Source organism: Dorea sp. OM07-5, from assembly GCF_003481355.1.
In the GTDB taxonomy this organism is placed as follows: Bacteria; Bacillota; Clostridia; order Lachnospirales; family Lachnospiraceae; genus Dorea_D; species Dorea_D hominis.
In genome coordinates, this window is the sequence record NZ_QUKZ01000011.1 from 1 (window position 1) to 22,112 (window position 22,112).

General features: G+C 42.0%; 37 protein-coding genes. All 37 read left to right on the top strand.

The window, feature by feature from the left end; genetic code table 11:
- The first annotated feature begins 329 nt into the window (after positions 1-329).
- The 37 genes from DXC04_RS15720 to DXC04_RS10935 all read left to right on the top strand — a co-directional run bounded on the left by DXC04_RS15720 (position 330) and on the right by DXC04_RS10935 (position 22,100).
- On the top strand, positions 330-482 hold the full coding sequence (locus DXC04_RS15720) for a hypothetical protein (RefSeq protein ID WP_199692543.1): 153 nt from the start codon (positions 330-332) through the stop codon (positions 480-482).
- A 14-nt stretch (positions 483-496) separates the two neighbouring features.
- Positions 497-736, top strand: coding sequence for a hypothetical protein (locus DXC04_RS10775; RefSeq protein WP_117538165.1), 240 nt, complete (start codon positions 497-499; stop codon positions 734-736).
- Positions 737-822: 86 nt separating this feature from the next.
- The gene (locus tag DXC04_RS10780; RefSeq protein ID WP_117538166.1) at positions 823-1,002 is read left to right on the top strand and encodes a hypothetical protein; all 180 of its coding nucleotides are present in this window, start codon (positions 823-825) and stop codon (positions 1,000-1,002) included.
- Positions 1,002-1,184 carry a hypothetical protein gene (locus tag DXC04_RS10785; RefSeq protein ID WP_118287789.1) on the top strand — a complete coding sequence of 61 codons (183 nt, stop codon included), beginning with the start codon at positions 1,002-1,004 and terminating at the stop codon, positions 1,182-1,184. Before DXC04_RS10780 ends, DXC04_RS10785 begins: the two co-directional genes overlap by 1 nt.
- A complete protein-coding gene (locus tag DXC04_RS10790; protein WP_118660991.1) occupies positions 1,185-1,808 on the top strand; it encodes a Sak single strand annealing protein in 624 nt (207 codons plus the stop codon). It begins immediately after the preceding gene.
- Positions 1,808-2,380 (top strand): hypothetical protein, encoded by a 573-nt coding sequence (locus DXC04_RS10795; protein ID WP_118660992.1) that lies wholly within the window; start codon positions 1,808-1,810, stop codon positions 2,378-2,380. The genes DXC04_RS10790 and DXC04_RS10795 overlap by 1 nt, the downstream gene beginning before the upstream one ends.
- Positions 2,373-2,669, top strand: a complete 297-nt coding sequence (locus DXC04_RS10800) for a phosphoenolpyruvate carboxykinase (RefSeq protein WP_118660993.1) — start codon at positions 2,373-2,375, stop codon at positions 2,667-2,669. Before DXC04_RS10795 ends, DXC04_RS10800 begins: the two co-directional genes overlap by 8 nt.
- Positions 2,670-2,789: 120 nt before the next feature.
- A complete protein-coding gene (locus DXC04_RS10805) occupies positions 2,790-3,110 on the top strand; it encodes a hypothetical protein (RefSeq protein ID WP_117538171.1) in 321 nt (106 codons plus the stop codon).
- A 16-nt stretch (positions 3,111-3,126) separates the two neighbouring features.
- Entirely contained in the window at positions 3,127-3,459 is a 333-nt protein-coding gene (locus DXC04_RS10810) for a RusA family crossover junction endodeoxyribonuclease (protein ID WP_118660994.1), read from the top strand.
- A 2-nt stretch (positions 3,460-3,461) separates the two neighbouring features.
- Positions 3,462-4,226 carry a transcriptional regulator gene (locus DXC04_RS10815; RefSeq protein ID WP_118660995.1) on the top strand — a complete coding sequence of 255 codons (765 nt, stop codon included), beginning with the start codon at positions 3,462-3,464 and terminating at the stop codon, positions 4,224-4,226.
- A gap of 12 nt (positions 4,227-4,238) precedes the next feature.
- Positions 4,239-4,376: a hypothetical protein gene (locus DXC04_RS15555; protein ID WP_158580475.1), complete on the top strand. Its 138-nt coding sequence runs from the start codon at positions 4,239-4,241 to the stop codon at positions 4,374-4,376.
- On the top strand, positions 4,377-6,899 hold the full coding sequence (locus DXC04_RS10820) for a DNA methyltransferase (protein WP_118660996.1): 2,523 nt from the start codon (positions 4,377-4,379) through the stop codon (positions 6,897-6,899).
- A complete protein-coding gene (locus DXC04_RS10825; RefSeq protein WP_118660997.1) occupies positions 6,883-7,077 on the top strand; it encodes a hypothetical protein in 195 nt (64 codons plus the stop codon). The genes DXC04_RS10820 and DXC04_RS10825 overlap by 17 nt, the downstream gene beginning before the upstream one ends.
- 81 nt (positions 7,078-7,158) lie before the next feature.
- The gene (locus DXC04_RS10830; RefSeq protein ID WP_118660998.1) at positions 7,159-7,797 is read left to right on the top strand and encodes a hypothetical protein; all 639 of its coding nucleotides are present in this window, start codon (positions 7,159-7,161) and stop codon (positions 7,795-7,797) included.
- A gap of 70 nt (positions 7,798-7,867) precedes the next feature.
- A complete protein-coding gene (locus DXC04_RS10835) occupies positions 7,868-8,533 on the top strand; it encodes a DUF7694 domain-containing protein (protein WP_118660999.1) in 666 nt (221 codons plus the stop codon).
- Complete coding sequence (locus DXC04_RS10840) at positions 8,534-8,737, top strand: hypothetical protein (protein WP_118661000.1); 204 nt, start codon at positions 8,534-8,536, stop codon at positions 8,735-8,737. It begins immediately after the preceding gene.
- Positions 8,715-9,179: a hypothetical protein gene (locus tag DXC04_RS10845; RefSeq protein ID WP_330426458.1), complete on the top strand. Its 465-nt coding sequence runs from the start codon at positions 8,715-8,717 to the stop codon at positions 9,177-9,179. Before DXC04_RS10840 ends, DXC04_RS10845 begins: the two co-directional genes overlap by 23 nt.
- Before the next feature lie 195 nt (positions 9,180-9,374).
- Positions 9,375-10,244, top strand: a complete 870-nt coding sequence (locus DXC04_RS10850) for a hypothetical protein (protein ID WP_118661001.1) — start codon at positions 9,375-9,377, stop codon at positions 10,242-10,244.
- 57 nt (positions 10,245-10,301) lie between these two features.
- Positions 10,302-10,928 carry a DUF4417 domain-containing protein gene (locus DXC04_RS10855; protein ID WP_118661002.1) on the top strand — a complete coding sequence of 209 codons (627 nt, stop codon included), beginning with the start codon at positions 10,302-10,304 and terminating at the stop codon, positions 10,926-10,928.
- Positions 10,918-11,310 carry a hypothetical protein gene (locus DXC04_RS10860; RefSeq protein WP_118661003.1) on the top strand — a complete coding sequence of 131 codons (393 nt, stop codon included), beginning with the start codon at positions 10,918-10,920 and terminating at the stop codon, positions 11,308-11,310. Before DXC04_RS10855 ends, DXC04_RS10860 begins: the two co-directional genes overlap by 11 nt.
- Before the next feature lie 198 nt (positions 11,311-11,508).
- The gene (locus tag DXC04_RS10865) at positions 11,509-12,021 is read left to right on the top strand and encodes a hypothetical protein (protein ID WP_118661004.1); all 513 of its coding nucleotides are present in this window, start codon (positions 11,509-11,511) and stop codon (positions 12,019-12,021) included.
- A gap of 119 nt (positions 12,022-12,140) precedes the next feature.
- Positions 12,141-12,278: a hypothetical protein gene (locus DXC04_RS15915; protein WP_243112143.1), complete on the top strand. Its 138-nt coding sequence runs from the start codon at positions 12,141-12,143 to the stop codon at positions 12,276-12,278.
- A 16-nt stretch (positions 12,279-12,294) separates the two neighbouring features.
- Positions 12,295-12,852, top strand: coding sequence for a terminase small subunit (locus DXC04_RS10875; protein WP_118661005.1), 558 nt, complete (start codon positions 12,295-12,297; stop codon positions 12,850-12,852).
- On the top strand, positions 12,794-14,140 hold the full coding sequence (locus DXC04_RS10880) for a PBSX family phage terminase large subunit (protein ID WP_243112146.1): 1,347 nt from the start codon (positions 12,794-12,796) through the stop codon (positions 14,138-14,140). Before DXC04_RS10875 ends, DXC04_RS10880 begins: the two co-directional genes overlap by 59 nt.
- The gene (locus tag DXC04_RS10885) at positions 14,137-15,549 is read left to right on the top strand and encodes a phage portal protein (RefSeq protein ID WP_118661007.1); all 1,413 of its coding nucleotides are present in this window, start codon (positions 14,137-14,139) and stop codon (positions 15,547-15,549) included. The genes DXC04_RS10880 and DXC04_RS10885 overlap by 4 nt, the downstream gene beginning before the upstream one ends.
- A gap of 1 nt (position 15,550) precedes the next feature.
- The gene (locus tag DXC04_RS10890; protein ID WP_118661008.1) at positions 15,551-17,263 is read left to right on the top strand and encodes a phage minor capsid protein; all 1,713 of its coding nucleotides are present in this window, start codon (positions 15,551-15,553) and stop codon (positions 17,261-17,263) included.
- Positions 17,260-17,430 (top strand): hypothetical protein, encoded by a 171-nt coding sequence (locus DXC04_RS15725; protein ID WP_199692545.1) that lies wholly within the window; start codon positions 17,260-17,262, stop codon positions 17,428-17,430. The genes DXC04_RS10890 and DXC04_RS15725 overlap by 4 nt, the downstream gene beginning before the upstream one ends.
- 57 nt (positions 17,431-17,487) lie before the next feature.
- On the top strand, positions 17,488-17,775 hold the full coding sequence (locus DXC04_RS10895; RefSeq protein WP_118661009.1) for a ribosomal-processing cysteine protease Prp: 288 nt from the start codon (positions 17,488-17,490) through the stop codon (positions 17,773-17,775).
- 87 nt (positions 17,776-17,862) lie between these two features.
- A complete protein-coding gene (locus tag DXC04_RS10900) occupies positions 17,863-18,459 on the top strand; it encodes a hypothetical protein (protein WP_118661010.1) in 597 nt (198 codons plus the stop codon).
- Positions 18,460-18,471: 12 nt separating this feature from the next.
- Complete coding sequence (locus DXC04_RS10905; RefSeq protein ID WP_118661011.1) at positions 18,472-19,452, top strand: phage major capsid protein; 981 nt, start codon at positions 18,472-18,474, stop codon at positions 19,450-19,452.
- Positions 19,453-19,463: 11 nt separating this feature from the next.
- Positions 19,464-19,604: a hypothetical protein gene (locus DXC04_RS15560; RefSeq protein WP_158580477.1), complete on the top strand. Its 141-nt coding sequence runs from the start codon at positions 19,464-19,466 to the stop codon at positions 19,602-19,604.
- A gap of 15 nt (positions 19,605-19,619) precedes the next feature.
- A complete protein-coding gene (locus DXC04_RS10910; RefSeq protein WP_118661012.1) occupies positions 19,620-20,030 on the top strand; it encodes a hypothetical protein in 411 nt (136 codons plus the stop codon).
- A complete protein-coding gene (locus DXC04_RS10915; protein ID WP_118661013.1) occupies positions 19,999-20,412 on the top strand; it encodes a DUF6751 family protein in 414 nt (137 codons plus the stop codon). The genes DXC04_RS10910 and DXC04_RS10915 overlap by 32 nt, the downstream gene beginning before the upstream one ends.
- A gap of 4 nt (positions 20,413-20,416) precedes the next feature.
- On the top strand, positions 20,417-20,749 hold the full coding sequence (locus DXC04_RS10920; protein ID WP_118661014.1) for a minor capsid protein: 333 nt from the start codon (positions 20,417-20,419) through the stop codon (positions 20,747-20,749).
- Positions 20,749-21,192: a chloramphenicol resistance protein gene (locus tag DXC04_RS10925; protein ID WP_118661015.1), complete on the top strand. Its 444-nt coding sequence runs from the start codon at positions 20,749-20,751 to the stop codon at positions 21,190-21,192. The genes DXC04_RS10920 and DXC04_RS10925 overlap by 1 nt, the downstream gene beginning before the upstream one ends.
- Positions 21,192-21,686: a hypothetical protein gene (locus DXC04_RS10930; RefSeq protein WP_118661016.1), complete on the top strand. Its 495-nt coding sequence runs from the start codon at positions 21,192-21,194 to the stop codon at positions 21,684-21,686. Before DXC04_RS10925 ends, DXC04_RS10930 begins: the two co-directional genes overlap by 1 nt.
- A gap of 45 nt (positions 21,687-21,731) precedes the next feature.
- A complete protein-coding gene (locus tag DXC04_RS10935) occupies positions 21,732-22,100 on the top strand; it encodes a DUF6673 family protein (RefSeq protein ID WP_118661017.1) in 369 nt (122 codons plus the stop codon).
- The last annotated feature ends 12 nt before the right edge of the window (positions 22,101-22,112 follow it).

The window sequence follows — 22,112 nt, forward strand, 5'->3', positions numbered from 1 at the left end:
CCTGCCATATCTCCGATGATGCATACCGGGATAAGACACCGGAAGAGGTGAACCGGATTGTCCGGAGCTTTTCGGATTTCATCGTTGGAAAATTAAAAGACTTAAAAGAGAAAACCGCTTAGGCGGTTACAAGGCAGGACAAGCCTTAAACAAGGTGATACAAGGTAAAACAAGCTTTTAAACAAGATCTACACAAGATCGGAAAGGGGATAGAGCATGAGGAAGAAGAGAAAAATGAGCGAAGCAACACAGAGCGCACTGCTGATCTGTCTGTCCTGTTACGCGGCGGCAGTTTTGATGTTTCTCCACTGGCTCTTTATTGGGTACTGATGAAAACAATGAGAGAGCAGGGAATTAAAAGATACAAAAGAAGAAAGCAGATGGCGTACAAAGTATTCTGCTGGATTCTCGGAATCCTGGTGGCGCTGATCGGCGTGTCAGTAGTTGGATTCTGGGTGGCGATTTTTATGACATTTTGCTAGAAAGGGGTGAAAAAGTGCAGAACATGAAAGAAAAATGGCTTGGATTTGCTACAGATGAAAATGTAGTCCGGGCGCTGAAAGATATCCGGAGAGTGGCTGCAAAGCATGGCATCCGGCATGTGTCGGTGCAGATTCTGGACGGTGATGTGTATGGATATACCAATGATGCAGCAGCCGGTCCGTACAATCTGGAGATCGGAACTTCCGGATTAAGAGTCGAAGCCGGACAGGCACAGTATTTTAAAAGCATATAAAAAGAGTGCCAGAAAGGGAAGAACCCGAATCCGGCACAAAAGAAATTAGTCAATTGTATTTTAAACGAAGAAAGGAAATTAGTCAAATGGAGAATATTCCAGGATATGATTCGTGGAAGACAACACCGCCAGATGATCCTGATCCGGTTGCATTTTGCGATAATTGTGACGCGCCTTTGTATAAAGGAGATTCAATTTATATGCATATCAATGAAGAAAATCTGTGTGAAGTGTGTATGAATGATATGTACAGGAGGATATTGTAATGTGGAATATAGAAGTTGTAAGGACGTATAAGACTGTTGGTGTGTATGAGTGTGAAGATAAAGTGATCTTCGAAGTGAACAGTTTAGATGAAGCAAGTGAGATTGTTTCTATGTTTGATAAATATAGTATTGGAGAATACAGATATTCGATTAATCGGAAAAAAGAAAGTGAGGAAGAATAGATGGCACTTAAAAGCTATGAAGAGCTGATAAAGATTGATGTAAGCCAATACTGCGAAGATAGAGATGGATTTACATATCTAAACTGGGCAAAATGCATTGAGTTATTGAGGAAGAATGGTGCAACTGAAGTGTACTGGGAACCTATTCCTGATCCACAGACTGGGAGTAGCTTAAGAAAGACCGATATTGAGTTTAAAGATAAAAATGGAAATACAAACCGTTGTTATGAAACCAGAATCAAAGTTGTAATCGATGATAAAGAATACGAGATGCAGACACCGGTAATGAATGGTGCGAATCCAGTAAAAGATAATTCGATGAGTCAGCAGAGAGTATGGAATAGCATGTGCAGAGCATTTGTGAAGTGTGTGGCTATTCATACCGGCCTTGGATTTAATTTGTGGCTGAAAGAAGAATACAACAAACTGGAAGCAAAAATTCCGGGAACGGGGGAAAATCTTGCATCAGAAGCTAAAAAGAAAACACTGAAAACACAGTGCACGGCACACGGTATTGATCTGGCAGCCTGGGTGTGTAGAAACGAAAAGACAATGGACACGCTTACGGAGACAGAGTGTGCAAAGATGCTGAATGCGATTAAGAAAAAGTATGGTGATGATTAATGAACTTTACAGGAAAGCTCGAAGGTTTAAAGATGGACTATGTTACAAGAAAACAGAGTCTTTCATTGGAAGTAAATGAGGATGCAAGAGATGCATTCCAAGAGCTGAAAGATTGTGAGAAACTTGTTATTCAAATCAAGAAATATCGTAAAAAAAGAAGCCTGGATGCGAATGCATATTATTGGGTGCTGATTACAAAACTTGCCAGAAGATTGGAATTGAGCAATCCGGAAATGCACAATATGTGTCTGGAAAGATATGGACAGTTGGAAATAATGGAGAATAAAGCTGTATTCGTTACAATTCCAGATACAGAAGAGGCAGAAAATAAAGTGCGGAATGCTCTGGATTATCACCTGCAGTCAACATCGCAGGTACGGCAAGGAGTAGATGGGCTTCTGTATCGGACTTATCGACTGCTTCGAGGTAGTCACACATATAATTCAGAAGAAATGGCGCGACTGATATCAGGTCTGATCATTATGTGTAAGGATGCACAGATTCCGGATAGCGAAATTGCAACACCGGAAGAAAAGAGACTTCTGAAAGAAAGGTATGGTGTGGATGTCTAAAAAACTTTGGAGCGTGTTCACGGACGATATGGATCACTGCTATTTTACTGGTACACCGTACGTGCACAGACATCATATTTTTTATGGCTCCAGAAGAGAATTATCGGAGAAATATGGGTACGTCATTCCGATAGCAAGTTATTTACATGAATTTGGAATTAACTCCGTTCATGATAATCCGAATCGCGGAATGGATTTGCAATTAAAACAGATGGCACAAGAACATTTTGAAAGCCATCATGGGACAAGAGAAGACTTCATAAAGATTTTTGGAAGAAGTTGGATGTAACAAGTTAACTATAGATTCACCTGGCATTGTAACTAAGAAATGTAACGTATAAGACATGAAGTTCTTGCGCAATATGTTGTATCACAGCCAGAGAGCCAGGCTCTGGCAGAAAGGAGAAGTATGACGACTCGAGAAAAAGCAGAAAGCTATTTTAATAGAATTGCGGATGGTCATAAGCATGCAATTGCCAGACCTTATGATAGAAATGTTGATAGGTCTTTAAGATCCATGATCAACAAAGCAAACAACAATGGAGATTGTATTATTAATGTAGGTGAAGGGATTTTCAGACCGATTCCCGGTGATCCGGTGGATGAAGCTGCATTTCATAAATATACAGCTCAGGATTTACATAGAGCCAGAGAAATACAATTAAAAAGACTCTGTATGATACAGACGTTTGAAGGGTGGAGAAAGTGTGCAGCATCTGTTGACCATTAATGGAAGATTAGACAACATGAATGATTATACAAGGGCGTGCCGGACGAATCAGTATAAAGGTGCCAAGATGAAACAAAAGAACGAGGCGGTTGTGATCCGGGCTATTTTAGAACAGTTAGGAAGATTGCGGATTACAAAACCAGTCGTAATCAGATATCGATGGTATGAGCCAAATAAGAGAAGAGATTTGGACAATATCAGTTCTTTTGGCAGAAAGGTGATTCAGGATGCACTTGTGCAGACAAAAGTACTTCGGGACGATGGATGGAGCTATATCACAGGGTTTCAGGATGCGTTCTTTGTGGACAAAGAGCGCCCGCGTATAGAAGTAGAAATAGAAGAGGTGTAAACGTGCCAAACAGAATATTAAAAGAGTCGATCAGGACGAGCGACAGCATTAATGAGCTCAGTTGGTTCGAAGAAGTTCTGTTTTACCGGTTAATAGTAAGCTGTGATGATTATGGAAGATTTGATGGAAGGGTAGCGATTATAAAAGGGACCTGTTTTCCGCTCAAGAATGTAACGAATAAGAATATAGAAGATGCTCTCAATAAGTTGGTGTCGGTTGGCTTGGCGCGACACTACGAGGTAGAAGAAAAACCGTACCTTCAGTTACCAGCTTGGCAGTCGCATCAGAACATTCGTGCAAAGAAGAGTAGATATCCAAGTCCGGAAGAAGGGAACGATATTACATCTGACAACAGTTGCAAACATATGTATGCAGATGTAAACACAAGTAATCAAATGCAAGCAAATGTTCCCGTAATCCAATCCAATCCGAATACGAATCCGAATACAGAATCCGAATCATATACGGGCGACTCGCGCCTTGATGTGGCTTTCGAGGAGTATATCCGTTTTCGGAAGCAGATCAAGAAGCCGATGACTGACCGTGCAATACAGCTTGCAGTAGGGAAATTACAGAAAATGTCCGATGATGTGGAGGAACAGATAGCGATTATCAACCAGTCGATTATGAATGGCTGGAGTGGTCTGTTTCCGCTAAATCAGGACAAGGGTAACAAGAAAACAGGAAAGAAGAGTACCAGATTCAGCAATGCACATGAACGTAGTTATGACATGGATCAGCTGGAAAAGGATTTACTGGGAGTTTAGGAGGATGATAAGGTGTTCGAACAAAGCAAATATTCCAACACATCCGGAAATCAGAGAGTCCGGATTCAACAGAAGAAACCAGGCAACATGTATGCATTTACGCTTGGTGGGAGTAAGAAAAGACATAGAGTGATCAAAAGAGGCAAGTAAATGAATTATATAGAGTTTTTAAAAACAAAAATCGAACTGGCAGTAGATAGCGGGTTCGAGGTCGATAAGTCAAAAATCAACAAAGCATTAAAACCGCATCAGGCGGATTCTGTTGCGTGGGCGTTAAAAGGTGGCAGGCGAGCACTATTCGAGTCCTTCGGACTGGGAAAGACGGTCCAGGAGTTAGAATTTTGCCATCTGGCAGCAGAGCACGAGAATGGTAAAGCATTAATTGTATTGCCATTAGGGGTAAAGCAGGAGTTTACGCAGGATGCGGCCAACGTATTAGGGTATGGAAGACCGCGATACGTCCGGACAATGGCAGAAGTGAAAGAATCAAAAGAGCAGATCTTATTGACCAATTATGAAAGAGTCAGGGACGGAGATATAGAGCCGTCATATTTCGCAGCAACTTCACTGGATGAGGCGAGTGTATTAAGGTCATTCGGATCAAAAACATATCAGACGTTCTTGGATAAGTTTAAGAACGTGAAGTACAAGTTGGTGGCGACAGCCACACCAAGTCCGAACCGGTACAAAGAATTGATTCACTATGCCGGATATCTGGAAGTGATGGATACGGGACAGGCATTAACCAGATTCTTCCAGAGAGACTCCACGAAAGCAAATAACCTGACACTTTATCCAAACATGGAAGATGAGTTCTGGTTGTGGGTGAGTTCCTGGGCGTTATTTGTCACAAAACCATCGGATATAAATCTGACATACTCAGATGAAGGCTACGAACTGCCACCGCTAAAGGTAAACTGGCACGAGATTCCGATCAAATACGGAGATGCCGTTGACAAGAACGGACAGATGTCATTGTTTAACGAGGCGGCAGCAGGACTTAAAGAGGCGGCGCAGGTCAAGCGAGAATCGATTGACCAGAGAGTAAAGGCGATGAAAGAAATCGTAGATGCATCACCGGAAGATCATTTTGTATTATGGCACGATTTAGAATCCGAGCGCCATGCGATCAAGAAAGCACTTCCGGAAACAGTAGACATCTATGGTTCTATGGATTACGACACCAGAGAACAGAGGGTGATTGATTTCTCACAAGGGCGAACAAAACTATTTGCTACGAAGAAATCACTATCTGGATCCGGCTGTAACTTTCAGAGATATTGCCACAGAGAGATTTTTCTGGGTATCGATTATGAATTTAACGATTTTATCCAGGCAATTCACAGGTGCTATAGATTTTTACAGACAGAACCGGTAGTAATCGACATCATTTACATGGAAAATGAGCGAGAGATCAAGGATGTGCTGATAGAGAAGTGGAAAAACCACAACCACATGGTAGAAAAGATGATAGAGATTGTAAAAAAATACGGGCTATCTTCTGCAACTATGGAGAAGAGATTAGAGCGAAAGATGGGAGTAAAGACAGTAAGAGTAGAAGGTAAGAACTTTATAGCGGTACATGATGATTGTGTAGAAGAGACAAGAAGAATGGAATCAAATAGCGTGGATTTGATTCATACATCAATTCCGTTCGGGAATCATTATGAATATTCCGCAAATTATAACGATTTTGGACATAACCAGAATACCGAACGCTTTTTCGAACAGATGGATTTCTTAACACCGGAGCTTTTGAGAGTCTTAAGACCGGGAAGAGTGGCAGCGATCCACGTCAAAGACCGTGTGCTGTTTGGAAATGTTACAGGCACCGGAATGCCAACGATAGAGCCATTTCACGCACTGTGCATCGAACACTACATGAAACACGGCTTTCAGTATTTTGGAATGATCACAGTCGTTACGGATGTGGTAAGAGAAAATAACCAGACCTATCGCCTGGGATGGTCTGAACAGTGCAAAGACGGCTCCAAGATGGGAGTTGGATGCCCGGAATATATATTGCTTTTCCGAAAACTTCCGACAGACCGGTCAAATGCTTATGCAGATGAACCGGTAAAGAAAAGCAAAGAAGAATATACGAGAGCCCAGTGGCAGATAGACGCACACGCCTACTGGAGATCATCCGGGGACCGGCTGATCAGCAAGGAAGAATTGAAAGAACTTCCGGTAGAAAGTTTACAGCAGGTATACCGTCAGTACAGCAGAGAAACGGTATATAGCTATGCGGATCATGTAAAACTTGCAGAAGATCTAGATAAAAATGATAAGCTTCCAGCTATTTTCATGGTAGTAGCTCCGGGAGCATGGAACCAGATGGAAGTCTGGGACGATATCAACCGTATGCGGACATTAAACACAAATCAAAGCCGAAGAAGAGCACAGATGCATGTGTGTCCGTTGCAGTTAGACATTGTAGAAAGAATCATAAACCGCTACAGCAATGAAGGTGACCTAGTCTATGATCCGTTTGGTGGGCTTATGACGGTGCCGATGACAGCGGTCAAGATGCACCGGAAAGGCTATGGCTGTGAATTAAATCCGGATTATTTCCGTGATGGAGTGGGATATTTGCAAGAGGCGGAGAATGAAGTAGACACACCGACATTATTTGATTTTATGGGAGAGGAAACAAATGGCAGTAATACGTAATGTCCGAGGTGGTACTGCCGGACTGAATGAAGAAGACAGACTGGCGCTTGCCGGATTATTAATAAAAGCCGGGTATGCAGTAAGAATTGGACATCGGGAGATCCCCGGAAATGCAAAAGGCAAGAAAGAATATATAGTTGAATACTGGGAGGAGAAAGAAAAGAAGATAGAAATGTAGAATAGTGTTGAACCTTGACAATTGAATATTGATGGTTGGAATGGTATAATTCCCGTATCAAATGTACGGGAGGAAATGCCAATGAGCAAAAAGGAAAAGTACAGATTTTGTATTGGAGACAAGAATAAACATTCAAGTTTAACGACAATTATACCAGAAAAGAATGATGTTTATATTGTTTCAAAATCAAATGAAAATCAAACAAAATTATCAATTCATGAATCTGGAAAGTGCCAATACTCTTTTACATCGGAATATGTTAAGAAGAATAGAATTGTAGAAAGAAATCGAGACAGACATTTAATGGAATTTGAACTATTACCTTTATCTGATAGATATGAAATAGTTATGAGTTATATATACCTGTTTGATGAAATTTGTCTTGATGATGAGATATTAAAGCAAGATGTAACATGGATTCCAGCGCCAAAGAAAAACTGGTGTGTGGAAGTTGTTTTCTGTAAAGGGGCAACTTTTAATCCTGCTGCTATAAGCGATGAGTATAAGTATATACGAACAATTGTATTGGATAATAGAGCAGTTTTTATTGCACTATATCGTTATATTCCTATTAATGATGAATTAAGAGAGAATGTTGTGGATACAAGAAAAATCGTAAAGGAAGATAAGACGAAAAAGAATTGTGAAGAAAAAATATGTGCAAGTTTTGGATATATAGGAAAAAACGAACATAGATACAACGTAGAAATATATGTGTAGTAAATTTCATCTACCAACCATCGGTATTTGGTGGTTGGTATTTTTTTACCCATTTTTATGAAGAAAGGGCATGAGTAAAATGAGATCAAACTTTGATATTAAAGAAAGCGGTAGAATATGGGATTTTGAAAGTATTGGTCCGTTAAATGGTGCTTTAATCAAACTTCCGGATTGCGGGACGTGTTCTGTCGTGTGGTGTGAGAATGAAAATGGTTATGAGCATGTAAGTGTGTCACCGAAACACAAATTCAGAATTCCATCATGGGAAGATATGTGCACACTGAAAGAGATCTTCTTTGAAGATGAAGAGGAAGTATATCAGATTCATCCGAAGAAATCAGAATATGTGAATTTATCAAAAAATTGTCTGCATTTATGGAAACCGATAGGGCATGAACTTGGCGAGCTGGTAGATAACTCAGGGATGTATGAGGACTGTGAGGATGTTTCCGACACAAATGTCGGGAACAAATGGATACCGGTAGAATGGCGTGAACTTACAGAAGAGGAAAAGAAACAGTATCGCAACACAGATGCAGTAGAATATATGCTTGATTGCAAATTGCCGGAAGATAGCGAAGAGATCATAGTGACAGATGGAAAAAGGACATGGACAGACATTAATGGCATTGATGAGTTCTATTATCTGGAAAGCGGAAATGATTGGAAGGATATGAAAGCCTGGATGCCATTGCCGGAACCATACAAACAAAACGACGAAGGAGCTGAGAAATGATTGAACAGAGGAAGTACAAAGAAACAAAGACTAGAAGGTCAACAACATTATGATGAGCTGGAATCGGATATTGATAAAAAGGCAAGCGAGAGATTCCATACACCACCAGCTTATCGGAACTATACGGTGGATGATTATCTAAAGAAGATGGGAGTAGACGTAACGAAGGGAGTAGATGCCGATGGACAAGAACATTCTGATTGAGTATGCGGATGTGAAAGAAGAGATAAAGGATCTGCGGCGAAGAATTGAGCAGAATAAAAAGGAATTATCCAGATTGAATGGACAAATCGTTATGGATTCGGTATCATGCGGGAAGAAGGGAAAGAAACCACTGGGAACGGTTAAGATCGCCGGCAGACCGGTCACGGCTATTTCCCGGAAAGAATCATTGCTGGATAAACGGATCCGAAGACTGGAGGAGCTGGAAGAGGAACTCCTGGAGCTGACGATACAGGTGGACGAATACATAGAGGCGATAGAAAAGAGTGAGCTGCGGATTATCTTTCGGTTGTATTATATCGATGATCTGACATGGTATCAGGTTGCATTACGCATGAATCAGAATTTTCCAAAGAGAAAAGTTAAGTATACGGAAGATAATTGCCGGATGCGGCATAATAGATTTTTAGAAAAATTAGAATAATGTTCGGCAATGTTCGCTTAAAAAGTGATAGAGTATAAACTGGAATTGATGAACAGATATTAAATCATTCGATTAGTTTCCCACAACCTAATAAAACCGAGAGAAGACACCTGGCAACGCGGGTGTCTTTTTCGTTGCGTAATGTCGAGAAATGGGATATTATGGGAGTAGGTTTTAGATTGTGAGGAAAGATATATGAATGAAGAAAATACAAATAATGAAAAAGAAAAATGTTTTGTCATTATGCCAATTAGCGATCAAGGCGATTATCCAAAAGGACATTTTCAGAAAGTATATGAACAAATTTTGGCTCCGGCTATCGAAGAAGCTGGTTATGAAGCGTTTAGAGTTGATGAAGACAATATGTGCACACCGATTGTTGAAAAAATATTTACAGCAATTCAAGAATGTCCAATGGCATTATGCGATTTGAGTAATAGGAATCCTAATGTTTTATATGAGCTAGGAATACGACAAGCTTACGATAAACCAGTAGTCTTAGTTCAAGATGATAAAACTGACAGAATATTTGATGTGTCTGGAATTAACACAATATCATATAGTAGTAGCAGACTATTTGAAGAAGTTTTAGAGGCGAGAAGAAGGATAACTGCTGCAATAATATCTTCAAAAGAAGGAAAACAAAATTCAATAATTAAGGTCATAAATGCACAGAGTGCCAAAATTTCTTCAGATGCGATGTCAAAAGAAGATAAAGTTGAGGTAATGCTAGCAGGATTGTTAGAAGATGTGAATGATTTAAAAATGCAGATTAGGAAAAATAATGTAACGTTTGGAGAAAGTAGATGGGAGAAAGATTATGCAGATAGAAAAAATGGTGTATCTAATAGCAGAAAGATAATGATAGAACTCAGAAATGGCGTAACAAACGAACAGATACAAAGAGCAATTTCGAAGATATCACATCGAGTTGGAACAAAAATTGATTACTGTAGAATGGGAAACAGAATAGTAGTTACATATGAATACGAAGATTTAGATATAGATATGGATATAAGTCGTGAAATATTTAAGGAAATAAATGCAATAGTTGGGAAGATATAGTGTACCAGAGCACCCTTCGGGGTGCTTTTCTAATGCAATAAAACAGGAGGTGAGGTTATGGCAAAACGATGGGAAAACATTGAAAGAGCAGATTTTTTAGGCGTGGGGGAATATGACATACCTACAATCGAGCCGGTTGAATTTTCTGGAAATACAAAGTTTATCCCATTTAACTATGCTGCCTCCTGCAAGAAGAGAGAAGATAAAAGCATTCATTTCTTCGTGGATGATTATCAATTTACCAGATTGCGGAATGATCCAGACAGGTATATGCCTATGCTTAGAGAATATCAGTATGTACTGACGCCAGATTTCAGCGTCTACACTGATTTTCCAAAGGCATTACAGATTTACAACCATTATCGGAAACACTGGATTGGAGCATATATGCAGATGCATGGAATTAATGTCATCCCGACAATCGCATGGAGTACACCGGATTCGTATGAATGGTGCTTTGACGGAGAGCCGACGCATGGGACAGTTGCGATATCCAGCGTTGGAACACAGAAAGATAAAATTGCAAAAGAGTTATTCCTGAAAGGATACAAGGAGATGATCAGGCGGTTAGAGCCGGAAAGCATTATCTTTTACGGCAACGTACCGGAAGAGTGCAAAGGAAACATTATCAGAGTCAAAGCATTTCAGGAAAAATTCAGTGAGGCGAAGTGCGATGGGTGGTAGAGGATCGGCAAGCGGGAAGAGCGTAAAAGGGAAAGCATATGGAACAGAATATACAACACTGTATGAGTCCGGAAATATTAAATTTGTTAGGTATAATGATGGCTCAGCAACAGCTCCGATGGAAACAATGACAAAGAATAGAGTATATGCAACTATTGATTATAAAAGCAATGTAAAGCATATATCATTTTACGATAAAAACAATAAGCGATATAAGCAGATTGATTTAGACCATTATCATAAGGTGAATGGCGTCAAAGAAAAGCCACATACGCATCAAGGATATATTCATGATGAATTAGGAACCAGAACTCCTAACACCGGCGAAAATAAAATAATTGCAAAAGTATTAAGTGAATGGCATAATAGAAAGAGAAAGTGAATCGTCTAAGAGGGAGGACACATGTCCTATAGTATCAGCCAGGAGCTGAAGATGGATATACATGTATATTTTAGCTTAAGTGCTTGTATGCCACTGTATAAAAGTTCTGTGGGGTAGCATGGGTGTCGGTTCAAATCCGACCGCTTTCAAAAGAGACTCAGCAATGGGTCTCTTTTTGTATGCAGAAAGGAAGGTAGAATGGGCGGAAGAGGCGGAAGCAGTAGAAAAGGGAGTGGAGGCGTTGAAACCCGAGAAAGTGAATCTCCAGTTTCCCCGCTTATGTCAAAAGTGTACTATAATGCTGCAACTAAAGGAAATCGTTCAGCCTATGCATGGGAAGGTGCGAGAGATTCGAGCATAGAAAAAGCTATAAGCACAGGAAATACAGATTATATTAATTCGATTAAAACAGAAAAAGATGCACGAAGGGTATCGGAATATTTAACGGCGCGAAGTAGCGAAAACAATTATAAGATTAAAAAACTCGGAAGCAAAGAAGCTGTGTATAAAAATCAGAAGGTAGCACAAGAAAGACGAAGGCTAAATTCTATGAATGATGCAATGAGAAATAAAATGCATGAATTTTCAAAGAAGCCAGAATCGGGAAGTACAAATATTCACGATACAAGCCGCACGACAACGACTTACGATAGAGCAAGAAAACGCCGAATGAGTAATTTTGATGCATGGTATTACGGAGGGGGAAAATAATGGGCGGACGTGGAGCCAGAAGCGGTGGAGGCGGTTCAGCAGGAGAAGTTGTAATACGCAAACAGCCGGAACCGAATAAATAAGGATATTCGTATTATATGACAGGCACGAGGAACATATTGAGCAATTGGGATGACAATGGTAATTATCATGAAAAGCCAAGGAAAATAAAAGAGAATGTCAGACAGCGTTTTAATACATTGGAAGAAGCGATTAAATACGCAAAAAATGAAAAATATAAGTATCTAAACTTGTAAATTAGGAGGTGGTCAGATGGCTACAAGAAAGGCAGTCGGAAGACCGCCAAAGTATGAAAGTAAAGAAGAAATCGAAGAGAAAATTGAAGCATATTTCAAGAAATGCGAAGGGGAAGTGCTGAAATATGATAACGGAGAGCCTTTTTTCAACAAGTATGGAAATCCGGTAATTATCAATCAACATCCTCCGACAGTGACAGGACTTGCTTTGGCGCTGGGGTTTTCATCGAGGATGTCGCTGTTGAATTATCAGGGCAAGAAAGAATTTATGGACACGATTACGCGCGCGAAAGCGAGAGTAGAAGCATATGCAGAAGAGCGTTTGTTTGACCGGGATGGTTCGAACGGCGCTCAATTTAGTTTGCGGAATAATTTCCGTGGATGGAATGAAAAGCAGATCACAGAGCTGGATGAGGAAGAACAGAGAGCAAGGATTGAGCAGATCAGAGCTAATACGGAACGCATGAAGACAAATAATATCGATGACGGAGAGGATGGTGTGACAATTGTCAACGATGCGCCAGCAGGTGAAGATATCGGATATCGTGATACCGAAGTATCTTCCGGTGTTTAACGACAAGAAAATAAAACATATCATTCTGACATCTGGACGTGCCGGAACGAAATCCAGTTATGCAGCTATCCGAACTGATTACCAGATCGTATCAGATGCACATGGATCTGCGGTAGTTCTCCGGAAGCATCACAATAAATTGCGGAAGACCGTGTACAAGGAAATGCTCCGCGGGATTAACCGCTTGCAAATCCATAAGAATCGGTTTCTGATCACAAAATCACCGATGGAGATTACATACAGGAAATACGGAACGACAATTTACTTTTCCGGATCAGATGGCATTGATGATACAAAAGGTATTATCGATGAGGATAAGCCGATTAAATTGGTTGTACTGGATGAACTGACAGAGTTCTTTGATGATGGAGAAGGAGAAGATGAGCTGAGCAATATTGAAGCCACATTCGTCCGAGGCAACAGCAGCGGATTCCAGATGATTTACCTGTACAATCCTCCGAAGAATCCGAACGCAGCCATTAACCAGTGGTGCAAGAAGATGGAGCAGCGACCTGATTGTATTCATATTCACACCGATTACAGGGATGTGCCTGTGGAGTGGCTCGGAAGAGATCTGATCGCATCGGCGGAAGCGATGAAAGAAGCAGATCCGAAGATGTACCGTTGGGTGTGGCTCGGCGAAGCTGTTGGAGTGGATGAACTTATCTATTACATGTATGGGAACCGGCACAGACAGAAACCAGATCCAGACAGACGGTATGACAGGATCTATATCGGTGGTGACTATGGGCAGCAGAATGCGACAACGTTTCAGGCATTTGGACTGGATATGTACAGAAAGAAATTTCCGGGATTGGATGAGTATTATCATTCCGGAAGAGAATCAGGATATCAGAAAAGTCCGTCAGAATATGCCAACGATCTGGTAGAATTTCTGGAGAATTTGCATGAGCAGTACGATAACAGAGCCTTTTATATTTTTCTGGATCCATCAGCAAAAGGACTTGCCGAAGAGATTAAGAGAGCTACCCGGTCGCTGGAGTATTCAGTCTTTATGCGAGATGCGGAAAATGATGTAGCGCTTGGAATCAGCCGTGTACAGAAAACAATGACATTTGATATCCTGAGCATTTCTCCCAAACAGGAGAATGCAGACGGAGAATTTGGAACATATGAATACGACAAGAAATCAATAGAAAGAGGCAAGGAAGTGCCAGTGAAGATAGACGATCACTGCTGTGACGCCATCCGCTACGCAGTAATGGGGGCATGGGACAGGATCAAGCACTGGCTCCCGATAGAAGAACAGGAGGTGACGAAAAGTTGAATATATTTAGCTATTTCAAACGAAAAGGGATTGATACGGTAGACGCATCTTTTTATACACAGATTCGCAAATGGATCAGTTGGTACAATGCAAATGTCCGCAATTTTTCAACATACAAAGTATATACGGGACGCGGAACATCCCAGAAATGCGAACGCAAAAGCATGGGAATGGCAAAGAAGCTTTCGGAGGACATCGCAGACCTTCTCCTGAACGAGCGTGTGCAAATCACTCTGGATGACGAAGCAACCAATGAGTATGTGCAGGATGTTCTGAAACACAATCATTTTCTGGTGCTCGGAAATGATTATCAGGAACGAAAAGCCTATACTGGGACCGTAGCTTATGTGCCATATATGTACGATACCGTAGTAAATGAAGAGGGCGAGGTAGTATCCGGAAAGATTGGGATTAACTATGTGGATGCTCCTAACATCTATCCAGTCAGTTGGAATAATGGAGATGTGCGAGAGTGCATTTTCTTATTTCCGCATACGGTAAACCGAAAGAAATATGTGCAGGTGCAGTCACACCTGATCGGCAATGGTGAGTATGTGATTGAGAACACAGTGCTGGAGAGCATGAGTGGAAGCCAGGAAGGGAAAGAGCTGCGAGAGGAAGAGTGGCGGGTATTGAAACCTTTTCAGAATATGGCAAAGGAAATCCATACAGACAGCCTGGAACCGCAGTTTGTTATTGACAGGCTGAACATCACGAACAATGCGGATGCAGATAATCCGATGGGCGTTGCGATTTTTGCGAATGCACTGGATGTTCTTAAAAAACTGGACATTGAGTTTGATTCCTACTGCAATGAGTTCCTTCTTGGCAGGAAGCGTATTTTTGTTGCGCCGGAAATGTTGACAGATGATGAGGGGCACATGGTCTTTGATCCGGAAGAAGCTATATTCTACAGTCTTCCGGAAGATTACGACAAGAGTAAAGAAGGTTTGATCAAGGAAGTTGACATGCAACTGCGAGCAGAAGCGCATAGCAAGGCGATTAACGATGATCTGAACTATCTGTCGTTGAAATGCGGATTCGGAACCAGAAGATATCAGTTTGAAGCGGCAGGAGTAAAGACTGCCACAGAGATTATTTCCGAAAACTCGGATATGTACCGGATGATTAAGAAGCATGAGATTATCCTGGAAGATGTGCTGAATCGTTTGATCCGGATTATTATCCGTATGGGAATTGTTCTTGGACAGGCGCTCAATCCAGATGCGGATATCACGATTGATTTTGATGATTCTATCATCGAAGACAAGGAGACTGAGCGCAAACAGGATCTGCAGGATGTATCAATCGGAGTAATGTCACTGGAAGAATACCGTGCGAAATGGTACGGTGAGACCGTGGAGCAGGCGAGAGAGAACCTTCCTGAGCAGAATCAGGTGATGGAATAATATGCGGGACGATTACCAGAAGAAGATAGCAGATAAGATAGCAGCCAGATACAGAAATCTGGAACTTCGCATTATGGAAGATATTGTTCGGAGAATCAAGAAAACAGGTGAAATCACCAGTACAGCAGACTGGCAGATCAACCGCCTTAAGATCCTTGGCTATTCTTCCGAAGATATCGAAAATGCAATCAAGGACACGCTGAATGCATCCTATCCGGAAATGTTTGAGCTGTATGATAAGATCGTCGAGCTGGAATACGTCCGAGATAAGGATGTGTATGAGCAGGTAAACGCACAGTACATACCATACGAAGAAAATGAGCAGATGCAGCAAAATGTAGAAGCGATTATAAGACAGAGTAAAGGCGAGCTGGAAAATATAACTGGCTCGCTTGGTTTTTACCTAGACTACAATGGTAGGAAAGTGCTGACACCTTTAGCGGAAGTTTATACAAGATATCTGGATACGGCCTGTTATGAAATCGTATCCGGAGCTTTCGACTACGGAAGTGTATTACGCCGGACTGTAACACAGCTTACAAACAGTGGACTTCGGAAGATCGATTATGCTTCCGGAAGAGCTGACCGGGTAGATGTTGCAGCAAGAAGAGCAGTTCTAACAGGTGTTGCACAGATTTGCGGAAAGATGAGCAACTACAATGCCGAAAAGCTTGGTGCAGAGTTCTTCGAGGTAGACTGGCATTCCGGAGCAAGACCAACACATGCAGTGTGGCAGGGAAGAGTTTACAGCAGGGAACAGTTATATAGCGTTTGTGGACTCGGCACAGTGACTGGACTTCTTGGTGTGAATTGCTATCATATGTATTTCCCGTACTTTCCGGGAATTTCAACCAGAAATCATACAGATGAGTGGTTGGATGAGCAGAACCGGAAGGAGAGCATCCCGAAAGAGTTTGACGGAAAAGAGTACACGCTGTACGAAGCAAAGCAGAGACAGCGTCAGATGGAAGTCGCTATGAGGGCACAGCGCGAGAAAGTGCAGTTATTAGAAAAAGGTGGCGCTGATCCAGACGAAGTTATGCTGATGAAAGCTAAATATCAGGGACAGCTCAACGAGTATGCAAGATTCAGCCGAAAAATGGGACTAAATGAAGAAAGAGAAAGAATTTATATCGACGGGCGTGGTTGGATTGCAACAAATAACAAGCGTCAGAATTCCATGTTTCCGCCACAGATGATTCAGAACGTTTCGAAAGATATCGCGCAGTATAAACAGTATAAAGAAGTTTTAGGGGATTCCATTGGTTCGCTTGCAAAATTTGGGCGGATGAAATACAATGATAATGAGAAGTGGAAATTCTTTCAACTGGACTATGAGCGCCAGAAAGATTTAAAGGATCATCCAGAACTAAAACTGCCAAATATCGAAAATATCGTTATTTCAGACGCGAAGTTTACAAAATATCTTTTTGGTGGCGAAAACGAGAAAGGACTTGCCAAGGGGAAAGCCTTTTCGGATAGACTGGGATATGATCTTGGCAACTGGAAAGAATTGCAGAAAGAGATATCTGAACGGGCGGGAAAATATCCGGCATATTATCGGGACAACAATGGATACGGCAATCGTTATGAACAGAAAATTATCATATACGGAAAGAAAGGGACACCTGCAAACGTTATTGTTGGCTGGATGGTTCGGCAGGATAATACAACATCCATGAGCAGTACATACATAAAGGAGATCAAAAAGTGAGAAAAATAAAAGAATTTGACAGGGTATTACTGAAAGATGGAAGAGAAGCAGATGTTATGGAAGCTTTTGAAAACAAAGCCTTTATTGTGGATGTTGGAAGTTCTCCAGAAGATTGGGAAACAATCAGCGTGACAATTGAAGACATTGAAAAAGTGCTTACGAAATAAAGTTGCCACCAGCCGAGAGGCCGGTGGTATTTTTGTACAAAAAATGGAAGTGATAACATGATAGAAATCAAAATAACTGACCAAAGCATACACATGAACGGTCATGCCGGAAGAAAAGGTCCGGATGGTATCGACAGAGCCTGCGCTGCAGTATCAGCGCTGACCTGTAATTTGGCGAATTCTCTCGAAGATCTTGCCGGAGAGAAGATAAGTGCCGATCTGGAGTGCGGAATGGCAGTGATCGAATGGGAGGAACTTTCATGCAAAGGAAAACTTCTGGTGGATTCCTGGTATCTTGGAATGACAGAAATTAACCGGGAATACAATTGCATACAGTTTCAGTAAACAGACACCTGCAAAGGTGTTTTTATTGTGTCCAAAACATGAAGACAGGAAAAGCTCTGGAAAAACACTCATATATGGAGGTAGAACATGAAAAAAAGAATGTATTTACAGCTCTTTGAGGACGGCGGCGGAGCTGGCTCTGGTGGACAGGGTGGAAATGCCGGAGATAGTAACGGCGGCCAGAATAATGCCGGTGGAACAGGAAGTCAGGGAACATTCAGCTATGCGCAGGCAGAAGAGATTGCGAATGCAAGGGTAGAACGTGCAGAGCGTGCGCCACTGAAATCGTATTTTCAGCAGCAGGGCATGTCAGAAGAGCAGGTGACACAGGCAATCGCTGCTTACAAAGAACAGCAGAAAAAGAATCAGCCAAATGTCACACAGTTGCAGCAGGATCTTACCAATGCACAGAATGAAGTACGACAGATGAAAAATGAGAAATTTTTATCTGGCAAAGGTGTAAAAGCAGAGGATCTCGATTATGTGTCCTTTAAGATTTCCAAAATGGTAGACGATAAAACAACATTCGAAAAAGCAGCAGAGAAGTATTTGAAAGAAAATCCGAGATTTGTGAACGGATCAAATTATCGGATTTCGACATCGGCCGGAAATAAAAACGAAGGCTCTGGTGGAAGCGCCAATGCTTCCATTAACGATGCAATTCGTGCTGCTATGAGAAGATAACGGAGGTATAACATGAAAAGAAAGAAAATGAATTTAAGGCTTTTCGATACGGATGCGAACATCATCGATCGTACCGGTGCAGAGTCTTTAATTCCGACACAGGAAGCAAATGAGATTATTCAGGGAACAGTAACGCAGTCTGCGGTTCTCTCCAGAGGACGCAGGCTTGCAAACATGACAAGCAGACAGTATAAGATGCCAGTTCTAGATATGTTGCCACTTGCTTATTTTGTCAATGGTGATGCCGGCCAGAAAAAGACAACAAAGCAGGCATGGGATAAGAAATTTATTACAGCAGAAGAAATTGCGGTTATCGTTCCGATCCCAGAAGCGGTACTGGATGATTCTGAATATGACATCTGGGCAGAGGTAAAACCGAGAATTGTAGAAGCATTTGGCAAAGTTATCGATGCAGCGATTCTGTTTGGAGAGCAGAAGCCATCGAGCTGGAGAGAAGGAATTGTAAAAACTGCAACAACAGCAGGATCTGTAGTAACACTCGGGGCAAATGATAATCTGTATGACAAGATTATGACAGAGGATGGTGTGATTGCCAAAGTTGAGGATTGTGGATATTTTGTGAATGGACATATGGCAGATATCTCCATGCGTGCAAAGCTTAGAGGTTTAAAAGACTCTAATGGCAATCCGATCTTCAAAAGTGATCTGCAGGGAACAACGCAGTATGCATTAGATGGATCGCCAATGACCTTCCCAAACAATGGAGCATTCGATAAGTCAAAAGCATTGATGATTTCCGGAGATTTCAGCCAGTTAGCTTATGCAATCCGTCAGGACATTACATTTAAGCTCTTTACAGAGGGCGTGGTACAGAATACGGACGGAACAATTGCATATAACCTGATGCAGAACGATATGGTGGCTCTTCGTGCAGTGATGAGACTTGGCTGGGAGATCCCGAACCCGATCAACGCTCTTAAATCTGACAAAGCAAAGAGATGCCCATTCGCAGTACTTAAAGCTGGCGAGTAGGAGGTGTTATTATGCAGACAGCAGAAGCGTTAAAAAATCTGTATAAGAAGATCACGAAGGAAGACAGTGCACCAGACACAGATCAGATTGCGGAGCTGATCCAGGCAATTGCTGATAAGTGGCCAGAAGATACGCAGGTGCCACAGCAGTAAGAGGAGGGACAGCAGATGTATGTGGACTATTCTTATTACTCGGAAGAGTATGGAGGCAGTCTGGAAGCAAAGAAATTCCCAAGAGCGGAGAGGTGGTCAGAAGCCTGCATCCGCTCTCTTACTTATGTGCGCGGAGATATCTTTTCTGTGGAGAATAATATGGTTAAAGATGCTGTATGTGCGGCAGTGGACGTATATGCAGCATTTCATAAATCACAGGAAAACGGCTCCGGAAAGATACGATCAGAGAACAACGATGGTTACATTGTATCTTATGTGGTTGAGCAGACAGACGGCCAGACCGATGAGGAGTTGCTGCGGAAGAAAGTTTATCGCGCAGTGTACAATTATTTACTTCCGACTGGATGGCTGTCCAGGGGAGTGAGGTGTGCACATGAATGTAAATGCCAATCTGACCATCTTTAACTTCCGCGGTGTGAGCAAGGCTACAGCACGCCCGACTTATTTCCGGACGGTAATCCGCGGCGTTAATTTTTATACCGACCAGAAGACCAGAGTAACGGACTCTGGAGGTCTGGTAAGTGCTGATATGTATAAAGTCCGGATCCCGGAAGATGCAGACACGGAAGGAAAGCAGTATATCGATGCAGTCACGTATAAGAAGCTATCTGATGAAGAAGCTAAGAATTACTGGACTGTCGATAACGGAGATCTGTTCGGGCGTGGAATTATGGAAGAATTTGACAAGGAAGCGAGCTTTTTGAAACAGCAGTACACCGGCAAGGTGATGTCTTTTTCTGATAATCGGAGAGGCTGCACGCCACATTGGAGAATCGGAGGCGCATAGATAGATGGGAAATAAAGTCAGACTGAAATTAGATCCGACACAGAAGATTCTTCTGAAAAGAGGACTGAATAAGAACGGAGCAGCGCAGAGATTCTTCTCGAATGAGCTGCGGAGAAAGATGGACCCGTATGTGCCGATGCGAAGTGGTGTATTGAAGAATACAGCAGTAGTGCATGATAGCAGTGTGGAATATGTCACGCCATATGCCAGACGCCAGTATTACGAGAATAAGGGCACAGGCATGCGTGGCAAACAGTGGGATAAACGGTGCTGGGCTGAGAATGGAGATCAGATCGTGGAATCTGTAGCGAAGTTCGCAGGAGGAGAAGTGAAGTAATGAGCAGTGTGATAGAAAGTGTAAGAGCGTTTATCAACACCTGTCCGTATCTGGACGAGTGGGATGCGCTCGTAGGAGTAACGTATCTGCCGGAAGACACCAAGACTTATGCAGTCGAGGCATCGATCACAGATAAACCGGTAGTTAAGAGATATCTGGACGGAAGTGCGGTGAAGCGGTTCAATTTTACATTTGTTTCCAGAGAGTATTTTGGAGCAGACAATGTAGAAAATATGGATGTCGCAGAGTTCTACGAACATTTTTCGGAATGGCTGGAAGAATGTGACAGAAAAGGACTTTTACCGGATCTTCTGGAAGGAAAGGAAGCAAGACACATAGAAGCACTAACAAATGGCTATGTGTTTGATCAGACAGAAACAAAGGCACAGTACCAGATACAGTGCCGGTTAACTTATTATCAAAAAGCAGGAGGTAGTAACTAATGGCAGAAACAAATGCAGTTAAGCAGAGATACCAGGAGGCTTCTTATCTTGAGGTTGGAGATGCGTACGAATTAATGGGAGCAGGCTTTACGGAACTGAATGAGGACCCGGGAGCACAGACCAAAAGCAAGAAGTATATTAATGACAAGTCAAGCACTTCGTCTATCACAAGCTACGAGGGCGAGCACGGCTTTACAGCTGACCAGATTGCTTCCGAGGTAGCGATCAAGGACATCATCAGCATTGGAAAAGAGAGAAAAACCGGTGTGGATGCAGAGCGTAACCTTGTACGTGTTGACCTTGATGAGAAAGTCGGAGATACTGGCACATCATTCGTAGCACGTAAATTCAGAGTTGCTGTTGAAGTTTCTTCATTCTCTGACAACGATGGAGAATGGCAGGTTGAGGGATCCTTCCACGATAAGGGCGACCCAGTGATCGGAACCTTCGACACGGCTACAAAGAAATTCACGGAAAAAACAGTATCAGCGTAAACCGTATTAAATACGCTGATAAAGAGCGAGAAGGAGTAGAAGCAGATGTTTGAGTGGAATAAGGAAAAATTCGCATTTAATGTATTAGATGCAGAGATGAACGAGAAGGTATTGAAAGAAGAAAAAAAGCTGTGGAATGATATTTCAGACTTCGAGGAAAAGGCAGGCAATGCAGAGGGCAAGCTTGACGCTGATGGAATCAAAGCAGAGTGCGGCATCATAGACAGCTTTTTTGCTGCATTGTTTGGGAAAGAAGCACCGAACAAGATGTTCGAATCAAAGTATGATCTTGCTGAAAGAACGAAGGCATTGAAAAAGCTTTATACAGTACAGCGTGGCCAGTTTGAGGCACACGAGAGAAGAGTCGGCGAACTGAACGCTCTTGTGATGGGAGTCGGCGAACTGAATGAGTAGGAGGCAGCTGCC